Source organism: Streptomyces sp. NPDC051180, assembly GCF_040689545.1.
Classification (GTDB): Bacteria; Actinomycetota; Actinomycetes; order Streptomycetales; family Streptomycetaceae; genus Streptomyces.
The window spans coordinates 1-19,942 of the sequence record NZ_JBFBBC010000018.1 but is presented as its reverse complement, the minus strand read 5'-3'; the positions used below and the strand labels follow the sequence as shown (position 1 = coordinate 19,942).

Genomic DNA, 19,942 nt, shown 5'->3' with positions numbered 1-19,942 from the left:
CCTTTTGTCACATTCGGACTACCTGTCCTACAGGAGTCCGTCCCACATCTGCTCCAGCAGCACCGACCACCAGTTCTCCGGCGACGACAGCGCCGCCGGGTCCAGCATGGCCAACTGCGCCTGGAAGTCGACCGTCCAGCGGCCCGCCTGCTCCGGGTTGAGCCCGAACCGCAGCCGCCACATCCGGCCGAGCAGCGCCATCGCGCGCGTGAACTCCGGCAGCCCGGTGTTCACGAACTGCGGCGGCACCGGCTGCCCGCCAGGACCGGCCTCCACCGGCACCGCGACGATGTGCGCGGTCCCGTACTGGACGCAGATCGCCCGCCCGAAGTCCGAGCCCAGCACCAGGTACGAACTCGCGTCCGCCGCGGCCGGCACCTGCCGCTGCGCCGCCAGCTCCGCGAGCGTCGGCACCACCGGCACGGCCGGCTGCGCCCAGAAGAACGGACCGAAGTCCGCCGGCAGACCCGACCACACCAGGGTGCGCGCCACCAGCTCCGGCACGCCCTGCCGGGACACCGCGCGCTGGTCGAAGCGCAGGATACCCGGACCGAACGCCCCGGCCAGCTCCTGCGCGATCCCCTCCGGCGGGATCGGCGGCGCCGGCTGCACCTGCGGCAGCGGCGCGCGCACCGGGGCGGGGCGCGCCGGACCGTCCGCGACCTGGTGCAACTCGCCCTGATGGGTCAGCAGTTGCGCCATGCCCTGCTGCCGGCCCGCGTGGTCGCGGCCGTACGGGGCGATGCTGGTGATCCGTGCCTGCGGCCACGTCTCGCGGATCATCCGCGCGCAGTAACCGCCCGGCAGCTCACAGGACTCCAGCTCCGTGTGCAGCTCCAGGACCTGCTGCGGCGGCACGTTCATCGCGCGCAGCTCGTGCAGGATCTGCCACTCGGGGTGCGGGGTGCCGGGCGCCGACCGCCGGATGATCTGCGCCTCGGACCCGTCGGGGGCCCGGTAGCGCAGCACCGCCTGATAGCCGGGACCGACCGTCGGCTGACCCGTGTTCTGCGGGTAGCCGTACGCCGGGGGCGCGGCCGCGGGCGGCGGCGTGTGCCCACCGTGCACCGGCGGCGCCGGAGCGGGCGGGGGCGGCGGCGTGCCCGGACCGCCGGGTCCGGGGTGGGCCAGCATCGTCGCGGCGTGCGCGATCCCGCCCGGCGGCGTGCCGGGCACACCCGGCGGCGGCGGGGGCGGCGGAGGCGCGCCCGGACCACCCTGGTTCGGGTGCGCCAGCATCGTCGCGGCGTGGTGCACCGGCTGCGGCGGAGTCGGCGCGGCGGGAGCCGGCGGCGGACCGGGCGGGCCCGGCTGCGCCGGCGCGGGCGGCGGGCCGGGGGGCTGGAGCCCCTCGGGCCCGACCTGCGACACCAGTTGCGTGGGGATGTACGCACCCGCGCCCGAGGACGCCCCCGGGGTCCCGGGCACGCCCGGCGGCGGAGGCGGCGTCGGACCGCGCCCGCCGGCCTTCGGCGGCGCCGTCGCCTTGCTGGTCGCCGCGTCCGAGATGTCCCCGGAGCCCGGCGCCGACGGCGCGGGCGGCGGAGGCGGCGGCACGCCGGGCCCGCCCTGCGAGGGGACGGGCGGTACGGGCGGAGCCGGGGCCTGCGCCTGCGGCCCCGGACCCGCCGGAGCGGCGGCCGGCCGCGGTGCGGAGGGTTCGAGCCGGGGAGCGATGGCGGTCGGCGGCAGTGCGCTGCCGCCCTTCATCAGCGCGGTCGGGGCGTCGGCGCCCACCGACGGCGGCGGGGTGTCCTCGTCGTCCGTCCCCGTCAACGGCGGCGCGAACACCGTCGCCGGCAGCGGCACGGCCCCGTCGGCACCCCCTGAACTCGCGTTCGCGTCCGCCCACGGGCTGCTCGCCGAAGCGGGCGTGGGCGCCGGTACGGGCGCCGGAGCGGGAGCCGGTGCGGGGACAGGAGCAGGCGCGGGTGCCGGAGGAGCGGGCGCGGTCGGAGGTGCGACGGGCGCCTCCTGAGCCGGGGAGGCGACAGGAGCGGCGGGAGCGACCGGGGTCGCCGGAGAAACCGGAGGTGCGGGAGCCGCGGGCGTCACCGCATCTGCGGGGGTGGAAGGCGTCACAGGGGTGGCAGGCGTCACAGGAGCAACAGCCCCCGCCCCGCCCGGCGTCCCCGCCGGCACCCCGTCCATCGCCGTCGGCTCGTGGTCCGGAAGCCCGGCCACGGCACCCGGCCCGGACCCGACCGCGAGCCCGACCCCGTCACTGGCCTCCGACCCCGACGACGCCACCGAGGCCGACGGGACCGCGTCACCCGCGCCCACCGCCTCCGAGACGTCGTCCGAAGGAGCCGAGGAGACACCGCTCTCCTGCGAGGCGTTCGGGCCGTTCGGCAGACCGATCTTGTCCGCCGCGTCCTGGAGCCACTCGGGCGGACTCAGCAGGAACGACGTCTGGTTGAGGTCGATCCGGGCCGCCGGCACGGCCGCCTGGGCGGGAACGTCGTCGGCGGCCCCGTACTCCTCCTCGTACCGCCGGATCACCTCGCCCACCGGCAGTCCGGGCCACAGGGTCGCCTCGCCGCTGTCCCGGGCGATCACCAGCCGCTGACGCCCGCCGTCCGAGGTCGGACCGCCCTCGCGGTCCTCCGCCCACACCACGAACCCCAGCTCGAACTCCCGCACCCGCACCTCACGGTGCTGGTACGACGGCAGGTCGCCGTTGATCCACTCCTCGGCGCGCTCCTGCGCCTGCGCGAACGTCACCACAGCCAGTTCACTCCCCCACCGGGACCACGGACACGGCACGCGCGAAGCCGCCGTCCACCATCAGGTTCGCCACCGTCTCCAGCTCCGGCGGACTGCCCGCGAGCCGCTGGAGGAACGCGTCGAAGTCCGCACCGCAGGGCAGCAGCAGCCGCTCCACCCGCTCGGCCGGCGACCAGGCCGCCGCCTCGCCGGAGTCCCGCGCGTCGTCGTAGGCGCAGAACCACACCGAACCGACCCCGTGACCGCGCACCTTCACCGCGACCAGACCGCCCTGGACGAAGGCGACGCCCAGATAGTCCTTCGTCAGGTGGTCGCGCAGACACTTGTTGACGTAGACGAGGTCGTTGACGCCCGCCTCCTCGCGGACCGTGAAGAACGGCTGGTCCACCAGGAGCCCGAGCTCCGCGTCGAGCGCCGTGCCCACCGGCGCACAGCCGCCCGCCGCCTTCAGGAACGTGCGGTACGCCCCCGGCAGCCGGTACCCGAGGTCCTCCTCGACGCCCTGGAGCTGCTGCTCCGACACCGACACCCGCCCCTTGGGCAGCCCGAAGTGGGCCGGCCGGGTCTCCTGCAGCGGCCGCGTGCCGCGCTTGGCGTGGTCGACGGCGGCCGTGGCCACGCCGCCGTGGTGGCGCAGCAGCGCCTTCACCTCGACCGGCACCAGCTCCATGCGGCGGCTGTGCGCCACGTGGTGCCAGGTCCAGCCGTGCGGCGTCGCCACCGACGGGATCGTGTCCCACAACTCGTGGCCGGTCGCCGCCATCGCGGCGTTGGCCGACACGTAGTCCGTGAGCCGCAGCTCGTCGACGCCGAAGCCCTCCGGCGGGTCGGCGATCTCCGCCGCCGCGCGCGCGTACGGCGAGAAGTCCGGGTGGCCGTGCTCGCCCACCCGCACCCCTCGGGGGTGCCGGGAGGCGCGGACCGGGTCCGGGAAATGCACGACCTGCCCGGCGTAGGCCGCGTTCGGTGGCGCGGTGTGCCCGAGCCGACCTGTCGTCATGGCGGTTGCCCCCTGCACTGGCGTCGCTGACTGCTACTACGGACTGAATCCCGCACAGCCTATGCGCTGCCACAAGAGCCCGAACGGCCCCCGCCCGACGGTGACCAAGTGTCACGACGCCATGACAGTCGCACCATGATTCCGACACACCGAAGGGTCGTTTCGGCGCCCCAGCTTCCCCATATGGCTCCCTATTTGGCAGGCTGTCCACGCAACTCGGGGGATTGCAGGAGGGGAAGACCAGCACCATGCACACAGCAACGACGCCCACACAGGGTGACCCACGCCTCAACTGGAGCAGCGATGCCGAGGCCGCACGCGCACCGTTACTGCGTCACCGTCGCGACGGCATCCTCCCCACCGTCGGCGCCGCCCTCTCCGTGCGCGGCGAGACCCTCACCTGCACCGCGGGCCGGGGCGACCGGCCCCCCGCCCTGCACGCCCTCGTCCAGGACTTCCTGGACACCCTCACCAGCAGCCAGCGGGAACGCTTCACCGGCCGATGTCCGGAGGCGATCCTGCTCTCACGCCACCTCACCGCGACGGAGAACGCCCGCTCCCGACGCGCCCAGCGCAAGCCGCTCACCCACGGCGAGGCCCGCCGCTCCCTGAAGCACGCCAAGCTCACCGCCCGGCGCATCCGGGAGGACGGCGACCCGCTCCACGGCAGCTACGCCGCACCCTGCCGTTCCTGTACGGCGATGCTCGCCCACTTCGGCGTCCGCACCGTCGACCCCACCACGCCTGTCGAGAACGGCTGACCGTGCCCATGCCCGACCACCTCAGCACCACCCGCTTCCCCGTGAACGTCGACGCCGCCCTCCGCGAGGCCGGCTGGCAGCCCGGCCGCTGGGACATCAAGCTCGCCGAGGAGTGGGCCGACGCCCTGCGCGCCCACGTCTCTCCCGCCGGGCACCGGCACAGCGTCTTCCCGGCCGCCGTCGAAGCCTGGGCCGAGTTCGGCGGCCTGCGGATCACCGCGCCCGGCCACGGCCGGCAGATAGCGCCCGCCACGGTCCGGTTCGACCCCCTCGCCGGACTCCACCTCTCCCGCACCCTCGCCGACCTCGGCCGCGCCCTCGACACCGAGCTCGCCCCCCTCGGCGAGGAGGGCGACCACCAGGCCGTCCTCGCCATGGACGTCGAAGGCCGCGTCTACGGCCTCGACCACGCCGGCGACTGGTACCTCGGCAAGGACATCGACACGGCCCTCGCCACCCTGATCACCGGCGCCCACCCGACCCGGCTCACGGCGCACTAGAGCGGGTCCCGTCGACCACGCCGCGAGCCGGGCACGGTCGACGGAACACCCCCGGGGCCGCCCTACGGCGTCTGCGTGCCGACCGCAGGCAGCACCGCCGACACCCGGAACCCCCCGGCGTCCGTCGGCCCCGAGACGAAGACGCCGCCGAGCCGCAGGACCCTCTCCCGCATGCCGACGAGCCCGTTGCCACCGCTGGGCAGCCGTACGTCGGCGGCGCCCGCGTCCGACGGGCAGGGGCCGTTCTCCACCTGCATGGCGACCTCGGCGTCCCGGTGTGCCAGCCGGACGACGACCGCGGCACCCGCCGCGTGCTTGTGGACGTTGGTCAGCGCCTCCTGCACGACCCGGTACGCCGTCCGCTCCACGTCCGGCGGATACGCCCGCATCTCGCCGAGGACCACCAGCTCCACCGCGGCACCCGCCAGCCGCGACTGCTCGCACAGCCCCTCGAGCGCGTCGAGGCGGGGCCCGTCGTCCGCGGCCGCCTCCGCGGCGGCCGCGGCCGCCCGGCCCACGGCCGCCAGCGGCACCGAGGCCGGAGCCACCGGAGCGGTGCCCTCGCGGAGCACGCCCAGCATCTCCCGCAGCTCGGTCAACGCCTGCCGGCCCATGTCACCCACCAGCGCCGCGTTCCGCACGGCCTTCTGCGGGTCCTTCAACGCGACCGCCTGCAGCGCCGCCGCGTGCACCACCATCAGCGACACCCGGTGCGCCACCACGTCGTGCATCTCCCGGGCGATCCGCGTCCGCTCCTCCTGGCGCGCCCACTGCGCCCGCTGCTCCGCCCGGTCCGCCAGCAGCGACAGCTCCTGCTCCAGGCTGTCCGCCCGTTCCCGCAGGCTCTCCATGAGCCGGCGCCGCGCCCCTATGTACAGGCCGAACAGCACCGGCGGCGCGTTGAGCCCCAGCGTCATGAAGACCGACACGACCGGCACGTACCAGCCGCTGGGGTCGAAGTCCCGGGGGCCGTCGTCGACCTGGGCCACGTCCTGGCGCATCTGCACGACGGTGACGATGAACACCGCGAGCGTCGACATCCCGGCCAGCACGGCGGTGATGCGGCGCGGCACCTCGGAGGCGGCGAGCGAGTAGAGCCCGACGATCCCCATGAGGAAGCCCATCTCGGCGGGCGCCACGGCGATCGACACGAGCACGACCACGATGGGCCAGCGCCGCCTCACCAGCAGCACGGACCCCACCAGCAGGCCGAACACCACGCCCACGGGCACCGGCAGCCCGGCCTTCCCCGCGAACCCGATCCCCTCCACCGCGCACTCCAGCGCCGAGACCGCGGCCAGCCCCACATCGAGCACGGCGCTCCGCCGTCTCCCCCACCACCACCGATTCCCGACGCCCCCGGCGCCCCGCTCTGCCCCCGTTACGGTCATACCGCCACCCTACGGGCGAGCCCTTCCCCGAAGCCCGCAGCGTCAACGTTCCACACACCAGTCCCTCGAACTGTTGAATCGCCAGAGTTTTCGACCAGGACATCCGCATTCGGGGCGACGCTCTTCGCATGACAGGTGCCACAAGCAAGTACGCGGACTTCGAGAACCTGCGCCGGCAGGCCGTCGCCCTCCGCCGCGAGGGCCTCAGCCGTCGCCGGATCCGCGACCTCCTCCACGTCGACAACAACGACATCCTCAACCGCCTCCTCGAAGGGGAGCCCCCACCCGCCTGGACCAAGCGCCCCAACGCCAAGGACGACCTCCGCGCCCGGGCCCGTGAACTCCGCCTCCAGGGCATGACCTACGACCGGATCCAGCTGGAACTGGGCTGCTCGAAGAGCTCGATCTCCCTGTGGGTACGGGACCTCCCCAAGCCGGATCGGAGCCGGACCCGAGCCGAGGCGTCCGAGATCGCGCGCCGGGGGTGGGAGCCGACCCTGCGCCGACGGGAGGAAGAGCGCCGGCGGACGAAGAGCGCGGCAGCGGGACGGGTCGGAGCTCTGTCCGAGCGCGAACTCTTCCTGTTGGGTGTGGGCCTCTATTGGGCCGAAGGCACGAAGGACAAGCCGTATGCCCGGCGCGAACGCGTGACGTTCGTGAACAGCGACCCCGGGATGATCCTGGTCTTCACCGCCTGGCTCGATCTCATCGGGGTCGAACCCGGGCACCGGAGGTACCACGTGATGATCCACGAGACCGCCGACGCGAGCGACGCCCTGCGATATTGGGGCGATCTCGTCGGTGTCGCCCCCTCCGCGTTCGGCAAGACGACCGTGAAACGCCACAACCCTCGAACGAACCGCAAGAACGTGGACTCGGAGTACCGCGGATGCCTCGTGATCCAAATCCTCGGGAGCGCCGATCTGTACCGTCGCATCGAGGGCGCCTGGTGCGGCATAGTAGGGGCCGTCCGGACCGCCTCGACAGGAGTCCGGGCATAGCTGGCGAACCATCCCGGATCGTCTAAGGGCAGGACAAATGGTTTTGGTCCATTGAATGAGGGTTCGAATCCTTCTCCGGGAGCCGACTGCTGCGGGTCCTGACCTTTCCGGTCAGGACCCGCGCTCATGTCCGCGCCGTTGCCCCCCGGTATCCTTCGTGGGTCCACCACCCAAAGCCGAAGGGCATTCCCGTGAGCGCCAACCGCCCGGCAGCCGTCGTCGTCCTCGCAGCGGGTGAGGGCACCCGCATGAAGTCGAAGACCCCCAAGGTCCTGCACGAGATCGCCGGACGGTCGCTCGTCGGGCACGTCGTGTCCGCCGCCCGGGAGCTGGAGCCCGAGCACCTCGTCGTGGTCGTCGGGCACGCCCGGGAGAAGGTCAGGGGCCACCTGGAGGAGCACTACGCGGGGACCCGCACCGCCGTCCAGGAGGAGCAGAACGGCACCGGGCACGCGGTGCGCATGGCGCTGGAGGAGCTGGGCAAGACGCCCGACGGCACCGTGGTGGTCGTCTGCGGCGACACCCCGCTGCTCTCCGGCGAGACCCTGCGCGCGCTGGCGGCCACGCACGCCGCCGACGGCAACGCGGTGACAGTGCTGACCGCCGAGGTGCCGGACTCCACCGGCTACGGCCGGATCGTGCGGGACGCCTCCGGCGCGGTGACCGAGATCGTCGAGCACAAGGACGCCTCCGACGAGCAGCGCGCCATCCGGGAGATCAACTCGGGTGTCTTCGCGTTCGACGGACTCCTGCTCGCCGAGGCGCTCGGCCAGGTGCGGACCGACAACAGCCAGGGCGAGGAGTACCTCACCGACGTGCTGTCGATCCTGCGCGAGGCCGGCCACCGGGTGGGCGCGTCCGTCGCCGCCGACCACCGCGAGATCCTCGGGATCAACAACCGGGTGCAGCTGGCCGAGGCGCGGGCCCTGCTGAACGGGCGACTGATCGAGCGGGCGATGCTCGCCGGCGTGACGGTGGTCGACCCGGCGTCGGTCCTCGTGGACGTCACCGTGACGTTCGAGGCGGACGCCGTGATCCTGCCGGGCACGCAGCTGCTCGGTGCCACGCACATCGGCGAGGACGCCGAGGTCGGCCCGAACACCCGCCTGACGGACACCACCGTCGGCAAGGGCGCCCGGGTGGACAACACGGTCGCGTACTCGGCCGTGATCGGCGAGGGCGCCTCGGTGGGCCCGTTCGCCTACCTGCGCCCGGGGACCAACCTCGGCAGGAAGTCCAAGGCCGGCACGTACGTGGAGATGAAGAACGCGACGATCGGCGAGGGCACGAAGGTCCCCCATCTGTCGTACGTGGGTGACGCGACGATCGGCGATTTCTCGAACATCGGCGCCGCGAGCGTCTTCGTGAACTACGACGGCGAGGCGAAGCACCACACCACGATCGGCTCCCACTGCCGTACGGGTTCGGACAACATGTTTGTGGCTCCCATCACCATCGGGGACGGCGCCTACACCGCTGCGGGCTCCGTGATCACGAAGGACGTGCCGGCCGGCTCGCTCGCGGTCGCCCGGGGCCAGCAGCGGAATATCGAGGGTTGGGTGGCCCGCAAGCGTCCCGGCAGCGCTGCCGCGCAGGCCGCGCAGGCCGCCTCGGAGGAGTCCGCCGGCGAAAGCTGACCGGAAACAGGTACGTCGAACTCGGCGTACCGTGATACGTGCACACAAATTCGGCTGGTTCGCACATGCGCTCGACAGGCGCGGGATCGCGGCCAGAGAACACGTCTGAGGAGACAGTGCTGTGACCGGGATCAAGACGACCGGCGAGAAGAAGCTGATGCTCTTCTCCGGCCGCGCCCACCCCGAGCTGGCCGAGGAGGTCGCGCACCAGCTGGGCGTCGGTCTCGTTCCCACCAAGGCGTTCGACTTCGCCAACGGTGAGATCTACGTCCGCTTCCAGGAGTCGGCCCGCGGCGCGGACTGCTTCCTGATCCAGAGCCACACGGCTCCGATCAACAAGTGGATCATGGAGCAGCTGATCATGATCGATGCTCTCAAGCGGGCCTCGGCCCGGAGCATCACCGTGATCATCCCGTCGTACGGCTACGCCCGTCAGGACAAGAAGCACCGCGGCCGCGAGCCGATCTCGGCGCGTCTGGTGGCGGACCTGCTGAAGACGTCGGGTGCGGACCGCATCCTGACGGTGGACCTGCACACCGACCAGATCCAGGGCTTCTTCGACGGCCCGGTGGACCACCTGTCCGCCCTGCCGGTCCTCGCGGACTACGTGGGCGCCAAGGTCGACCGCGCCAAGCTGACGATCGTCTCCCCGGACGCGGGCCGCGTGCGGGTCGCCGACCGCTGGTGCGACCGTCTGGACGCCCCGCTGGCGATCGTTCACAAGCGCCGCGACAAGGACGTCGCCAACCAGGTCACCGTGCACGAGGTCGTCGGTGACGTGAAGGGCCGCGTCTGCGTCCTGGTGGACGACATGGTCGACACCGGCGGCACGATCTGCGCGGCCGCGGACGCCCTGTTCGCGCACGGCGCCGAGGACGTCATCGTGACGGCCACCCACGGCATCCTGTCGGGTCCGGCCGCGGACCGGCTGAAGAACTCGAAGGTGAGCGAGTTCGTGTTCACGGACACGCTGCCGGTGCCGGGGGCCCTGGAGCTCGACAAGATCACGGTGCTGTCGATCGCGCCGACCATCGCGCGCGCGGTGCGCGAGGTGTTCGAGGACGGTTCGGTGACCAGCCTCTTCGAGGAGCACTGAGCCACGCGCTGACGTCGAGGGCCGCTTCCCCGTTCGGGGGAGCGGCCCTCCGTCGTCCCCCGCGGTGATCGAGTTGGGCGGTGGGGCCGGGGGCCGGTAGACTGCCGTAGTTGCTCGGCGAGGGAGGCCGTACCCCCATGGGGTCACGGCGGTCCGTTATCGACGCGCTCTTCGTAGCAGGCCATCGCCAGTCGTGGCCGGGTGACCTTTCTTTCGTCACCTTTCTACGAGGAGTGCACCATGTCCGAGGTCAAGATCGCAGCTGCCGTCCGCACCGAGTTCGGCAAGGGCGCCGCCCGTTCGATCCGCCGCAACGCCCAGGTCCCCGCCGTCGTCTACGGCCACGGCTCCGAGCCGGCGCACGTGACCCTCCCGGCCCACGACCTCGGCCTGGCGCTCCGCACGCCGAACGTCCTGCTCTCCCTGGACATCGACGGCAAGAACGAGCTGGCGATCCCGAAGGCCGTCCAGCGTGACGCCATCAAGGGCTTCCTGATCCACGTCGACCTGCTGCTCGTCAAGCGCGGCGAGAAGGTCACGGTCGAGATCCCGGTCCAGGCCGAGGGCGAGCTGGCCGCCGGTGGCAACCTGCTGGAGCACGTGCTCTCCACCCTGTCCGTCGAGGCCGAGGCCACCCACCTCCCCGAGGCCGTCACGGTCTCCGTCGAGGGCCTGGAGGCCGGTGCCTCCGTCCTCGCCGGCGACATCACCCTGCCGAAGGGCTCGACCCTCGTGACCGACGCCGAGGCCGTCGTCCTGCAGGTCCTGGCCGCGCAGGCCGAGGAGCCGGCCGCCGAGGAAGAGGCCGCCGAGGGCACCGAGGTCTGAGCCGTAGGCTCTGCCTGACGTGACGGGGTGACGGGCCGTACGGCCCGTCACCCCGTTTCTCTTGTACGGACGCGTGGACGGATACGAGGAGACCTGACGCACATGACGGACGACGCCAACGCGCCCTGGCTGATCGTCGGCCTCGGCAACCCGGGGCCCGAGTACGCGGCCAACCGGCACAACATCGGCTTCATGGTCGTGGACCTGCTCGCGGAGCGGATCCGCGGTTCGTTCAAGCGCGCGCAGAAGGCGCAGGCGCAGGTCGTCGAGGGCCGGATGGGGCCTCCGGGGCCGGAGAACCGCCGGGTGATCCTGGCGAAGCCGATGTCGTACATGAACCTGTCCGGCGGCCCGGTGACGGCGCTGCGGGACTTCTACAAGGTGCCGACGGCACGCGTCGTGGCCGTCCACGACGAGCTGGACATCGACTACGGGGTGCTGCGGCTGAAGATCGGCGGCGGCGACAACGGGCACAACGGCCTGAAGTCGATGACGAAGGCGATGGGCGCCGAGTACCACCGGGTGCGGTGCGGGATCGGGCGTCCGCCGGGCCGGATGCAGGTGGCCGACTTCGTCCTGAAGGACTTCTCGTCGACGGAGCGCAAGGACCTGGACTGGTTCGTGGACCGGGCGGCGGACGCGGTGGAGTGCCTGGTCGCGGAGGGCCTGGAGCGGGCGCAGTCCGCGTACAACTCCTAGGCTCCGCACGGAAAGCGGGGCCAGGCGGCACTTTTCGGACATGGCCTGGCCACTGGCGGTCGGAGCGTACGACTGTACGATCGCGGGTCATGACGCACGTCCGTAACGCCGCCATGGCCCTGGTCGCCCTGCTCCTCGTCGTCGCGGGGGCGTGGGCCTCGTGGAACTCGGCCCAGCACGTCCTGCTCGCCAAGGGCCGCGAGCACGGGAGCCTGACGGTGACCGGCTGCACCGACGAGACGTGCAGCGGCACCTTCGCCCCCGAGAACCCGTCGTCGACCCGGCGGACGCTGACGATCACGCGGTCGGTCGCGGCGGAGAAGGGCGAGACGATCCCGGTGGTGGTGAAGCCCGGCACGGACGAGGGCGTGCGGACGGGCTGGGGCGGCGGTCTGCACGCCTGGCTGCCGCTGGGCGGTGCGCTGCTCCTCGCTGCGCCGCTGATCGGCGGCGGCCTGCGGCTGCCGCGGACGGCGTGGACGGTGGCGGGGGCCGGCGGGGCGCTGCTGGTGGCGGCGTTCCTCGCGCTCTGACCGCTTTGGGCCGGATTCCTGGCGCAATCGTTATGGGCCTCTGGCTTAAAGGCGACTTAAAGAACTGGATAGGCTGCCCCAGCCACCTCCCACGGCATCCCTCATTCCACAGATGGACGACTGCACATGCGACGCTCCCTCATACCCGCAGCCGCTCTTGTCGCGGCCATGGCGGGCTCTCTCGCCCTGGCTCCGGTGGCCTTCGCCTCGAACGGCCCCAAGGGCGACAACGGCACCGTCAAGATCCACGACTCGAAGACCGGCGAAGAGGTCAAGGCCAACGAGCCGAAGGTCTGCGAGTTCTACCTCGACGCGTTCAACTTCGATGCCTCGCAGAAGGCGATCTGGCGCATCGAGGCATGGGCGAACAACGACCAGGAGAAGGGCACCGAGGTCGAGAAGGGCTCCATCACCCTTGACGCCAAGGGCCACGGTCGCACCGAGGACCTGACCCTCGACAACGGTCAGTACAAGCTGTTCTGGAACTTCGACGGCGAGCACGGCGCCGCCAAGCACAAGGTCTTCAAGGTCGCGTGCGAGGACGGCACCACCGGTGGCACCACCGGCGAGACGACGACCGGCGAGACCACCAACGGCGGCGCCACGGGCGAGACCACCACGGGTGGGACCACCACCGGCGAGACCACCACGGGTGAGACGACCGGCGAGACCACCACCGGTGAGACCACGACCGGCGAGACCACCACGGGCGAGACCACCACCGGTGAGACCACCACGGGTGGGACCACGACCGGCGAGACCACGACCGGTGAGACCACCTCCGGCGAGACCACCACCGGCGGCACCGCCGCGACCGGTGGCTCCACCACGGGTGAGACGGCCACCGGCGGCTCCGCCGCGGGCGGTTCGGAGGAGGGCAACCTCGCCGAGACCGGCACCGGCGCCCCGGTCGGCATCATCGCCGCCGCGGCCCTGGCCCTCGCGGCCGCCGGCGCGGTCCTGGTGACCCGCCGTCGCAAGACGCAGCAGAACTGACGTACCCCGTCACGACGGTGCCCCCGTGGAGGAATCCACGGGGGCACCGTCATGTCCGGGGCGCGGGCGTCAGCCGGTGTTGCGCAGACCCGCCGCGACGCCGTTCACCGTGAGGAGGAGGGCCCGCGCGAGCAGCGGGTCCGGGTCCTCGCCGCGCTCGGCGGCCGCGCGCTGGCGGGCGAGGAGGGCGACCTGGAGGTAGGAGATCGGGTCGAGGTAGGCGTCGCGGATGGCGAACGTCTGCTGGAGGACCGGGTTGGAGTCGAGCAGTTCGACGCCGCCGGTGACCCTGAGGACCTCGGCGACGGTCAGCGCGTGCTCGGCCTCGATGGTCTCGAAGACGTGCTTGAGGTCGTCGGGGACCAGGGTGTCGACGTAGTGGCGGGCGATCCGCAGGTCCGTCTTGGCCAGCGTCATCTCGACGTTGGAGAGGAAGTTGCGGAAGAAGTGCCAGCGCTCGTGCATCTCGCCGAGGACGGCTTCGAGGCCGGCCTCGCGCAGGGCCTTGAGGCCGGAGCCGACGCCGAACCAGCCGGGGACGATCTGGCGGGACTGGGTCCAGCCGAACACCCAGGGGATGGCGCGGAGTCCGTCGAGGGAGACGCCGGAGCCGGGGCGGCGCGAGGGCCGTGAGCCCAGGTGCAGGTCGGCGAGCTGGTCGACGGGGGTGGAGGCGAGGAAGTACGCCGGCAGGCCGGGGTCCTCGACGAGCTTGCGGTAGGCGGTGTGGGCGGCGTCCGAGACGGTGTCCATGGCCGCGTCCCAGCGGGCGAGGGCCTCGTCGGACTGGCGGGGCGCGGTGTGCAGGGCGGACGCCTGCAGGGTGGCCGCGACGGTCAGTTCGAGGTTCTCGCGGGCGAGGGACGGGATCAGGTACTTGTCGGAGATGACCTCGCCCTGCTCGGTCACCTTGATCTCGCCCTCCAGGGTGCCCCAGGGCTGGGCGAGGATCGCGTCGTGCGAGGGGCCGCCGCCGCGGCCGACGGTGCCGCCGCGGCCGTGGAAGAGCCGCAGCCGGACGCCGTAGCGGTGGGCGACGTCGCGCAGCCTGCGCTGGGCGCGGTGGATCTCCCACTGGGAGGTGGTGATGCCGCCGAACTTGGAGGAGTCGGAGTAGCCGAGCATGACCTCCTGGACGTCGCCGCGGAGCGAGACGAGGCGCCGGTAGGAGGGGTCGGCCAGCATGTCGTTGAGGATGACGTCGGCGGCCTTGAGCTCGTCGGTGGTCTCCAGGAGCGGCACGATGCCGATCTTGGCCCAGCCGGCGTGCAGGTCGAGGAGGCCGGCCTCGCGGGCGAGGACGGCTGCGGCGAAGACGTCGTCGGCGCCCTGGCACATCGAGATGATGTAGGACTCGATGACCTCGGGGCCGAAGCGCTCGAACGCCTCCTTGATGGTGTGGAAGACGCCGAGGGTCTTCTCGCCCGCGGCGTCCAGCGGGGCCGGGGTCGGGGCGAGCGGGCGGCGCGAGCGGAGCTCCTTGGCGAGGAGCTTCTGCCGGTACTCGCGCGGCATGTCGGCGTAGCGCCAGGACTCCTCGCCGAGGCGGTCGAAGAGCTGGCCGAGGGTGTGGTGGTGGGCGTCGGCGTGCTCGCGGACGTCCATGGTGGCCAGCTGGAGGCCGAAGGCGGACAGGGTGCGGATGGTGCGGTCCATCCGGCCGTCGGCGAAGAGGGCCCCGCGGTGCTCGCGCAGCGAGGTCTGGATGAGGGTGAGGTCGCGGATGAGCTCGGCGGTGCCGAGGTAGTCGCGGCCGTCCTGGTGCGGGTAGCCCTGGGCGAGGCGCTCGCGGGTGTTGACGAGCTTCTGCCGGATGCAGGTGGCCTTGAGCCGGTAGGGCTCCTCGGCGTTGAGGCGCTTGTAGCGGGGGCTGATCTCCGGGAGGAGCTCCAGGTCGCGCTGGAGGGAGTCCAGGAGTTCCTGGGTGGCTCCGGCGTAGCGGATGGAGTTGGAGAGCAGTCCGCGCAGGAAGTCGACCAGTTCGAGGGCGTCGGTGATGCCGTGCTCGTGCTGGAGGATCAGGACGTCCCAGGTCACCTGGGGGGTGACGTTGGGGTTGCCGTCGCGGTCGCCGCCGATCCAGGTGCCGAAGGTCAGCGGGCGGGTGCCGGCGGGCAGCTCGACGCCGACGCGCTCCAGCTCGGCGGCGAGGTCCTCGAGGACGTCTCCGACGGCGTTGGCGTGCAGCTCGTCGAGGTAGTAGATGGCGTTGCGGGCCTCGTCGGCGGGCTCGGGGCGGACGACCCGGAGCTCGTCGGTCTGCCAGATGAGGTCGATGTTCTCGGCGAGCCGGAGGTCGTGGCGGCGGCGGTCGGCCTCGATGACCGGGGTCTCCAGGAGGGCGGCGATCCGGCGCAGCTTGTTGAGGACCGAGCGGCGGGCGGCCTCGGTGGGGTGCGCGGTGAAGACGGGCCGGACGTTGAGGTTCCGGACCGTCGCGCGGACGTGCTCGGGGTCTCCGTCCTTCAGCATGTCGACGGTGCGGGCGAGGAGGCTGCCGTCGGCGGCGCGCTTCTCGCGCATCTCGCGGCCGCGGTGGACCTGCTCGGTGACGTTCGCCAGGTGGAAGTAGGTGGAGAAGGCGCGCACCAGCTTGGCGGCGGTCTCCAGCTCGACGCCGCGGAGCAGCTCGGCCGCGGCCTCGCCGTCCTCGCGGGTGAGGCTGCGGACCCGCTCGACGAGGTCGAGGAGCTCGTGGCCCTCCTGCCGGACGAGGGTCTCGCCCAGCAGGTCGCCCAGTCGGCGGATGTCGGCGCGCAGCTCGGCGCTGGCGGTGGGGGTCTGGTCGGCACTGCTCACAGGTGCGGCTCCTTGCAGTGTTTGAGCACGTCTGGAGGGGTTCTGGAGGCTTGCGGACCGCGCTGTCCGACGCACCCAGGATAGGTGTCCACATTGTGGTCGGCGGGCAGCCCCCTCTTGTGCCCCCTTGCCGCGCGCCACGGCGCTGCCATACTTACGACGCCGTAGGTTACGGAGGCGTAGCCTCGCCCGGGCCTTCGTTCGCTTTTCTGCACATTCCCGTACTTTCCCCCACTCTCACCCTCACCCCCAGGGGACACCCATGACCATCAGCCCCGAGATGACCTCGGCGCCGGAGGCGTCCGACGCCACCGAGGCGACGCTGCCCTCCGCCACGCTCGGCGGGGACAGCAAGCGTTCGATCGAGCAGATCACCCTGCTGCTGTTCATCGCGGTGCCCTTCGTGGCGCTGCTCGCGGCGGTGCCGCTGGCGTGGGGCTGGGGGGTGAGCTGGCTGGACCTGGGGCTGATGGTGGTCATGTACTACATCGGCTGCCACGGCATCACGATCGGTTTCCACCGCTACTTCACGCACGGTTCGTTCAAGGCGAAGCGGCCGCTGCGGATCGCGCTGGCGATCATGGGGTCGCTGGCCGTGGAGGGGCCGCTGGTGCGCTGGGTGGCGGACCACCGCAAGCACCACAGGTTCTCGGACGCGGAGGGCGACCCGCACTCGCCGTGGCGGTTCGGCGAGACGGTCCCGGCGCTGATGAAGGGCCTGTGGTGGGCACACATCGGCTGGATGTTCGACGAGGAGCAGACCCCGCAGCACACGTACGCGCCCGATCTGATCAAGGACCCGGCGATCCGGGCGATCTCGCGGCAGTTCGTGCTGTGGACGGTGGTGTCGCTGGCGATCCCGCCGCTGGTGGGCGGTCTGGTGACGTGGTCGTGGTGGGGCGCGTTCACCGCCTTCTTCTGGGGCTCGCTGGTGCGGGTGGCGCTGCTGCACCACGTGACCTGGTCGATCAACTCGATCTGCCACGCGGTGGGCAAGCGTCCGTTCAAGTCGCGTGACCGTTCGGGCAACGTGTGGTGGCTCGCGGTGCTGTCCTGCGGCGAGTCGTGGCACAACCTGCACCACGCGGACCCGACGTCGGCGCGGCACGGGGTGCTGCGCGGCCAGGTGGACTCCAGCGCGCGGCTGATCCGCTGGTTCGAGCAGCTGGGCTGGGCGACGGACGTGCGCTGGCCGGCCGCGTCCCGCATCGAAGCCCGCCGCCGGAACGTCTCCGCCGACGCGGCATGATGGAAGACGTGGCGATCGAGGGCAGGACCGGCGGTACCGGCAGCAGCAGCGCAGAGCAGAAGCCCCGGCGGGGGCGCCGGGTGCGGATGACGGGCGCGGAGCGCCGGGAGCAGCTGCTCGACATCGGCCGGACGCTCTTCGCCGAGAAGGGGTTCGAGGGCACGTCGGTGGAGGAGATCGCGGCGAAGGCCGGGGTCTCCAAGCCGGTGGTGTACGAGCACTTCGGGGGCAAGGAGGGGCTGTACGCGGTCGTCGTCGACCGGGAGATGCGCCAGCTCCTGGACGGGGTGACGGGCGCGCTGACGGCCGGGCATCCGCGGGAGCTCCTGGAGCAGGCGGCGTTCGCCCTCCTGGACTACATCGAGAACTACACGGACGGTTTCCGGATTCTCGTACGGGACTCCCCGGTGGCGCAGTCGACGGGCACGTTCGCCTCGCTGATCAGCGACATCGCGACCCAGGTGGAGGACATCCTCGGTCTGGAGTTCAAGGCCCGCGGCTTCGATCCGAAGCTGGCCCCGCTGTACGCGCAGGCCCTCGTGGGCAGTGTGGCGCTGACGGGCCAGTGGTGGCTGGACGTCCGCAAGCCGAAGAAGGCGGAGGTCGCCGCGCATCTGGTGAACCTGGCCTGGCACGGCCTGGACGGCCTGGAGCAGAAGCCGCGGTTGATAGGGCACCGCAAGAGCTGAGACCGCGCGGTCGGTCCGGTCCCCCGGATATCTCCCTGGTGCGCCGCGCACCGGTGAGTAGACTCGTGTTCAACATCCGGGGGGGTGTTCCGACCGCCGGGCGATGCCGTCTCGTGTGCCTTCGGGCATGCCCTGACGCCGTCCGGCGCCACGTGAACCCCCCGCGTCCGGTATCCGTGGACACCTGATCCCTGGGGGGGATCTTCTTGCCTTCTCCGCAGTTCACCCGTGCGCGCCGCCTCGCGGCCGCCACCGCCCTCGCCGTCTCCGCGGGCATGCTGCTCGCCACGCCCGCCTCCGCCGGTTCCCCGGCGCCGCGCCCGGGTGTGGACAAGGAGCGTCCGGCCGCCCAGCGGTCGGCGGCTCCGCAGGGCCTGACGGCCGGCCGGTCGGCCGACGCCGGGACCGCCTCCGCCGCCGACGCCGACGGCACCGCGCCCCGCGGCGACTTCGACGGCGACGGCCGGAGCGACCTGGTCTACCGGGAGCTCGACGGCTCGCTCTCGCTGGCGGGCTTCGTCGAGACCGCCGAGTTCCTGCGGATCGGCGGCTCGGGCGAGTTCGCCGAGGACGTCATCCCGGTCGGGGACCAGGACGCGGACGGCGCCAAGCGGCCCGAGGTGCTGACCCTGTCGGTGCTCGGCCGGCTGGAGCTGTTCACCAACGTGGACATCTCCCTCGGCGGCAACCGCAGCTGGTCGGGGCTCGGCTGGAACATCTACAACAAGGTGTTCTCCGCGGGTGACGTGAGCGGCGACGGCCGGCCGGACCTGCTGGCCCGTACGCCGGCCGGCGAGCTGTACGTGTACCTGTCGACCGGCAACACGGCGGCGCCGTTCGGGGGCCGGACGAAGGTCGGGGGCGGCTGGCAGGTCTACGACCAGCTGATCGGTCTGGGCGACCACGACGGCGACGGCCGGGGCGACCTCGTCGCCCGTACGCCCGCCGGGGAGCTGAAGTACTACGGCAGCACCGGCGACGCGGCGAAGCCGTTCAAGCCGGCGACGTCGGCCGGCACGGGCTGGCAGCAGTTCAACCAGATCCTCGGCGCGGACGACCTGACCGGTGACGGCCGGCCCGACCTGCTGGCACGGGCCAAGGACGGCACGCTGAACCGCTACGAGGGCAGCGGGCAGGGCACCTTCGCCCAGCGCGTCCCGGTGTCCGACGCGGGCGCGTGGTCGGGCGTGTCGCAGTTCGGCGGCGCGGGCAACATCCCGGCCTCGGGCAAGGAGGAGCTGCTCGCGCGCGACAAGGCGGGCACGCTGTTCTGGTACTACGCGCTCAACAACGGCAAGCTGAGCGCCCGTCAGGCGGTGAGCGACGTCGGCGGCTGGGCGGGTGCGAACATCACCAACGCCTCCTCGTTCGACCCGAACGGCGAGTCGGACGTCGTCGAGCTCTGGAGCGACCACCTCTACGTCGAGGGCCGGGACAGGGGCGCCGGCTGGGGCATCTACAACATGTTCGCGGGCCCCGGCGACCTCAACGGCGACGGCTCGGGCGACCTGCTGGCCCGGGACCGCTCCGGCAGGCTCTACCTGTACCGGGCGTCGGTCGACGGCTCGTCCTTCTCCAGCCGCGTCCTGGTGGGCGGCGGCTGGCAGGCGTACAACTGGATCTTCGGTGCGGGCGACTACACCAACGACGGTCTGAACGACCTGCTGGCCCGCACCACGAGCGGCGCGCTCTACCTCTACCCGGGCACGGGCCAGGCGGCCGCGCCGTTCCGGAGCGGGATCAAGCTGGGCGACGGCTTCCAGGCGTACGGCAAGCTGGTCGGCACGGGCGACCTGACCGGTGACGGCAAGGCCGACTTCGTGGGCGTGACGTCCAACGGCGACCTCTACCGCTTCGACGGCGGGGCCGCGTCGCACTACTTCTCGCCGCGCGTGAAGATCGGCTACGGCTACCAGATCTACAACGCCATGTACTAGGCCGTACCGGCCTGGACGCGCGGGCGCCCCGCACCGGAGTTCCGGTGGCGCCGCGTCAGTGACGCTCGGGGAGGTCCCGCTCGGCCGGCCGCGAGGTGA

Annotated in this window: 16 protein-coding genes and 1 tRNA gene; 13 read left to right on the top strand and 4 right to left on the bottom strand. The window is 72.1% G+C overall.

The window, feature by feature from the left end; translation table 11 throughout:
• Positions 1–27: 27 nt before the first annotated feature.
• Together AB0424_RS26710 and AB0424_RS26705 are read right to left on the bottom strand one after the other, a co-directional pair.
• Positions 28–2,727 (bottom strand): SUKH-4 family immunity protein, encoded by a 2,700-nt coding sequence (locus tag AB0424_RS26710; protein ID WP_366309090.1) that lies wholly within the window; start codon positions 2,725–2,727, stop codon positions 28–30.
• 7 nt (positions 2,728–2,734) lie between these two features.
• Complete coding sequence (locus AB0424_RS26705; protein WP_366309089.1) at positions 2,735–3,727, bottom strand: SMI1/KNR4 family protein; 993 nt, start codon at positions 3,725–3,727, stop codon at positions 2,735–2,737.
• 248 nt (positions 3,728–3,975) lie between these two features.
• Between AB0424_RS26705 and AB0424_RS26700 the strand changes: the two genes are divergently transcribed.
• Together AB0424_RS26700 and AB0424_RS26695 are read left to right on the top strand one after the other, a co-directional pair.
• Positions 3,976–4,488 carry a YwqJ-related putative deaminase gene (locus tag AB0424_RS26700; protein WP_366309088.1) on the top strand — a complete coding sequence of 171 codons (513 nt, stop codon included), beginning with the start codon at positions 3,976–3,978 and terminating at the stop codon, positions 4,486–4,488.
• Positions 4,489–4,496: 8 nt separating this feature from the next.
• Positions 4,497–4,988 (top strand): SUKH-3 domain-containing protein, encoded by a 492-nt coding sequence (locus AB0424_RS26695; RefSeq protein ID WP_366309087.1) that lies wholly within the window; start codon positions 4,497–4,499, stop codon positions 4,986–4,988.
• A gap of 62 nt (positions 4,989–5,050) precedes the next feature.
• Here AB0424_RS26695 and AB0424_RS26690 read toward each other — a convergent pair whose 3' ends face one another.
• Positions 5,051–6,379, bottom strand: coding sequence for a histidine kinase (locus AB0424_RS26690; protein WP_366309086.1), 1,329 nt, complete (start codon positions 6,377–6,379; stop codon positions 5,051–5,053).
• Between the two features lie 128 nt (positions 6,380–6,507).
• Between AB0424_RS26690 and AB0424_RS26685 the strand changes: the two genes are divergently transcribed.
• From AB0424_RS26685 to AB0424_RS26650, 8 genes are all read left to right on the top strand, one after another.
• Positions 6,508–7,380 (top strand): hypothetical protein, encoded by an 873-nt coding sequence (locus AB0424_RS26685; protein WP_366309085.1) that lies wholly within the window; start codon positions 6,508–6,510, stop codon positions 7,378–7,380.
• A gap of 11 nt (positions 7,381–7,391) precedes the next feature.
• Positions 7,392–7,462: transfer RNA gene (locus tag AB0424_RS26680), tRNA-Gln, on the top strand.
• Positions 7,463–7,571: 109 nt separating this feature from the next.
• Entirely contained in the window at positions 7,572–9,017 is a 1,446-nt protein-coding gene (gene glmU, locus AB0424_RS26675) for a bifunctional UDP-N-acetylglucosamine diphosphorylase/glucosamine-1-phosphate N-acetyltransferase GlmU (protein ID WP_366309084.1), read from the top strand.
• A gap of 121 nt (positions 9,018–9,138) precedes the next feature.
• Positions 9,139–10,113 carry a ribose-phosphate diphosphokinase gene (locus AB0424_RS26670; protein ID WP_055643043.1) on the top strand — a complete coding sequence of 325 codons (975 nt, stop codon included), beginning with the start codon at positions 9,139–9,141 and terminating at the stop codon, positions 10,111–10,113.
• Positions 10,114–10,353: 240 nt separating this feature from the next.
• Complete coding sequence (locus AB0424_RS26665) at positions 10,354–10,941, top strand: 50S ribosomal protein L25/general stress protein Ctc (RefSeq protein ID WP_366309083.1); 588 nt, start codon at positions 10,354–10,356, stop codon at positions 10,939–10,941.
• A 102-nt stretch (positions 10,942–11,043) separates the two neighbouring features.
• A complete protein-coding gene (gene pth / locus AB0424_RS26660) occupies positions 11,044–11,640 on the top strand; it encodes an aminoacyl-tRNA hydrolase (protein ID WP_366309082.1) in 597 nt (198 codons plus the stop codon).
• Positions 11,641–11,729: 89 nt separating this feature from the next.
• On the top strand, positions 11,730–12,173 hold the full coding sequence (locus AB0424_RS26655; RefSeq protein WP_366309081.1) for a hypothetical protein: 444 nt from the start codon (positions 11,730–11,732) through the stop codon (positions 12,171–12,173).
• 126 nt (positions 12,174–12,299) lie between these two features.
• Positions 12,300–13,169, top strand: a complete 870-nt coding sequence (locus tag AB0424_RS26650; RefSeq protein WP_366309080.1) for an LPXTG cell wall anchor domain-containing protein — start codon at positions 12,300–12,302, stop codon at positions 13,167–13,169.
• A 69-nt stretch (positions 13,170–13,238) separates the two neighbouring features.
• Here the strand turns inward: AB0424_RS26650 and ppc are convergent, their stop codons facing one another.
• Complete coding sequence (gene ppc, locus AB0424_RS26645) at positions 13,239–15,968, bottom strand: phosphoenolpyruvate carboxylase (protein WP_366309079.1); 2,730 nt, start codon at positions 15,966–15,968, stop codon at positions 13,239–13,241.
• 262 nt (positions 15,969–16,230) lie between these two features.
• Between ppc and AB0424_RS26640 the strand changes: the two genes are divergently transcribed.
• From AB0424_RS26640 to AB0424_RS26630, 3 genes are all read left to right on the top strand, one after another.
• Entirely contained in the window at positions 16,231–17,217 is a 987-nt protein-coding gene (locus AB0424_RS26640) for a fatty acid desaturase (protein WP_366309078.1), read from the top strand.
• Positions 17,217–17,906, top strand: a complete 690-nt coding sequence (locus AB0424_RS26635) for a TetR/AcrR family transcriptional regulator (protein ID WP_366309172.1) — start codon at positions 17,217–17,219, stop codon at positions 17,904–17,906. Before AB0424_RS26640 ends, AB0424_RS26635 begins: the two co-directional genes overlap by 1 nt.
• 206 nt (positions 17,907–18,112) lie before the next feature.
• Complete coding sequence (locus AB0424_RS26630) at positions 18,113–19,843, top strand: VCBS repeat-containing protein (RefSeq protein WP_366309077.1); 1,731 nt, start codon at positions 18,113–18,115, stop codon at positions 19,841–19,843.
• Positions 19,844–19,942: the final 99 nt, after the last annotated feature.